Here is a 2,394-nt window from a genome sequence, read left to right on the forward strand (position 1 = left end):
CTTTCTATCTTCTCCAAAGTAAGACTTTGACTCTTCTATGATTTGTTTAAATTTCATTTGTTAGTTAACCATAACGTGATGACTAAACTACTTGAGCGGTTGGGTCAACCGTGATTGGAGTTTAGTTGCTGTTAGCAACTGTATATTTTAGTCAAGTGATTATCTGATTACTGTTTCAGTTCTCACACTATCTAATAATGTGACATTGATTTTAGATGATAATATCTCATACCTGTAAGTTAATGAGTCTTTTTTTTCAATATAAGAATCATCAATATTGTCGTAATCATTAATTACTAATTTTTTCAAAGTTAAAATTGATTCTGATTCCCAACTTTCTGTTGAGGTAGTTTCCCAGCCTCCATCTCCTCCGTAAATACCAAAATATGATATACTTGATACTTGTGAAGTTAATTTATCATAGTATACCAAATAGATAATTCTACAACAATATTCATTTTCTTCAATTACTCTAAAATAGAATGTTTGTTTATTCTCAAAATGATCGAGTAATGAATACCTTTTTAGTGAAGTATCTAAAGTATTATTTAAGTTTTCAATTTCTGTATATTTAATTAATTCTAGAATGCTAGTTGGCATTTCTGTTAAACTTAGCTTGAAAGGAAATGCTTTCTCATAATCTAAAAGTTTCTTTCTTACTGGTGTTGTTTCTCTTATTTGGTTAATTAATGTGTCATTATTAGCATAAAATAAGTCAGATTTATTTTCATCTATAGAATAATAGCCAAAAGATGAAGCTAAATTCACAACTAGTAGAAGAGGTAATATGAGTAATTGCTGAAGTTTCATGTTTTAATTAGAGTACTTTAGATGTGATATAGTTGCTAACGTAATGGCTAAACTACGACCAGCGGGTGCGTCACCCGGTGGATGGAGATTAGCTGATGTTGAGCACTTTTTTATTTACCAAATACATAGCCAATATATTGCCACCTCTTTTTTTTCATTGAGTGCAATACCTTTTGAATATCCATGTTCCCAATTTTCTAGAGTATAGATTGTATCAATTTTATGAGTTGAATCAAGGTAAGTGCCTTTTGAAGACGACAGTAAATAGTAATCAAAACCTTTTAATAATTTATTTGAGTTGATTTTATTATCACTATATATTGAATAAAAATTTGGTAGAGGTAAACTATTACAAGAACCATTGTTTAAGACTCTTTTGAAACGTCTTTTAGTTCTGTCATAGTAATACCTATTCTTTTTATTAATATAACCATCTACAATATTTAGACAGTCTGTTGTGTTAGACTTATAAATCTCAACTGATTTTATTTTTATTTCTGAAACTAATTGAGAAAAATTTTCAGGATTACAAACTAAATATAAATGAGGTGATTCATAAAAATCATCATAATAATGTAAACTTGTGGATTTGTATGAATTATATATTTTTTTTGGGAAATGATCAACTAAAGATGAATCATACTTTTCCAACTCTTGATTAAGGGAGTTTTCTAGATCATAATTTCTTACTGAACATGAAGTAATAGTGAGTAAGATAAAAAATAGTTTTTTTAGCATGTTGTTAGTTTATTAATAATTGTGCTCAACGTAATGGCTAAACTACGACCAGCGGGTGTGTCACCCGATGGATGGAGATTAGCTAATGTTAGAGATCTTTTTCACATAAATATTTACTTGTTATTTGTAAATAGTTTTTCAAAATAAGAATATCATTACATGCCTCTTCATCTAATTCTGATTTTTGATAACAATCTATTCGAGTTTCTCTTAGTTCTATTGATACGGGATTCCTCCGTAGCATTTTATCTAAAATTGATATAGCCGATTTGTACTTTTTCTTTTCAAGAAATCTATTCAGCTTAGAAACTAAATATTCCTCTGATCTAAATGCCGGTATATCTGATAAATATCCAACCACAGTAATTTGATCTAGATAATTTTTTGGGAATGGATCTACATTATAATCTAATTGATCTAATGAATATTTAATTGGCAAATAAAACTTCATTCTACTTTCACTTATTTTCCAATTATTAGTAGTTAATTGTAGTATCCTATTTAGTTCATTTGTTGTTGATTTACCTAAACTATTTAAAATTGACGTATTTTGAATTCTTCCTTGATGAATTTCCCAATATAAAATACACAAACCCATTTCATTCTTGTCTGAATACTTTATATTTTTACCAAAAAGTTGATGAAATTTCTTAGCCCCTCCTACATAACAAGAGTCTAATAAATTATTCTCTTGACCATGTACATTAAAACTAATCAAGAAAGTTAAGAGGTATAAGTATATTTTCATTTTTTAAAGTTTTTGATCTCTAACGTAATGGCTAAAAATTGTTGCCATCCCAAAGGGTGGTTATGATTTTTTAGCTCTTGTTATGGTTTTCTTTTTAT

At 28.2% G+C, this 2,394-nt stretch carries 3 protein-coding genes; all 3 read right to left on the reverse strand.

Translation table 11 applies throughout. The features are described 5' to 3' along the window. Positions 1-159 precede the first annotated feature (159 nt). Positions 160-810, reverse strand: a complete 651-nt coding sequence (locus tag QL232_RS27170; RefSeq protein WP_281616492.1) for a hypothetical protein — start codon at positions 808-810, stop codon at positions 160-162. A gap of 114 nt (positions 811-924) precedes the next feature. Continuing rightward, on the reverse strand, positions 925-1,548 hold the full coding sequence (locus QL232_RS27175) for a hypothetical protein (RefSeq protein ID WP_281616493.1): 624 nt from the start codon (positions 1,546-1,548) through the stop codon (positions 925-927). Between the two features lie 88 nt (positions 1,549-1,636). Beyond that, positions 1,637-2,296, reverse strand: a complete 660-nt coding sequence (locus tag QL232_RS27180; RefSeq protein WP_281616494.1) for a hypothetical protein — start codon at positions 2,294-2,296, stop codon at positions 1,637-1,639. Positions 2,297-2,394: the final 98 nt, after the last annotated feature.

The organism is Flammeovirga sp. SubArs3, assembly GCF_947387565.1.
Lineage (GTDB): Bacteria > Bacteroidota > Bacteroidia > Cytophagales > Flammeovirgaceae > Flammeovirga > Flammeovirga agarivorans.

What these genes read in the sequence shown, in the direction of transcription:
- QL232_RS27180 (WP_281616494.1), bottom strand. Translation starts at nt 2,296, where the DNA reads ATGAAAATATACTTATACCTCTTAACTTTCTTGATTAGTTTTAATGTA.
- QL232_RS27175 (WP_281616493.1), bottom strand. Translation starts at nt 1,548, where the DNA reads ATGCTAAAAAAACTATTTTTTATCTTACTCACTATTACTTCATGTTCA.
- QL232_RS27170 (WP_281616492.1), bottom strand. Translation starts at nt 810, where the DNA reads ATGAAACTTCAGCAATTACTCATATTACCTCTTCTACTAGTTGTGAAT.